At 43.3% G+C, this 231-nt stretch carries 1 protein-coding gene; it reads right to left on the bottom strand.

Annotated elements, in window-relative coordinates:
- On the bottom strand, nt 1–231 hold a 231-nt coding region (locus PTSHG_RS09870), incomplete at both ends, for a hypothetical protein (protein WP_042230739.1).

Here is a 231-nt window from a genome sequence, read left to right on the forward strand (position 1 = left end):
CTGCGTATTGTGCTGTGTATGTTCCTGCTACTACTGTTTCTGTGTTTGCTGGTAATTGTGGGTCCCATGCTGGGTCGGCTACTTTCCATTCTTTTGCTGCTACTGCTGTTGGAATGTATTTTGCCATGTCTGCCCATGTTGCTGTCTTCTTAACATTAAATGCTAATTTTGCAGCGCCTGTTACATTTTTACCGTCTTTATCGATTCCAGTTAATGTTCCGTGGTCACCTT

It is taken from the genome of Peptoniphilus senegalensis JC140, from assembly GCF_000321025.1.
In the GTDB taxonomy this organism is placed as follows: Bacteria; Bacillota; Clostridia; order Tissierellales; family Peptoniphilaceae; genus Peptoniphilus_A; species Peptoniphilus_A senegalensis.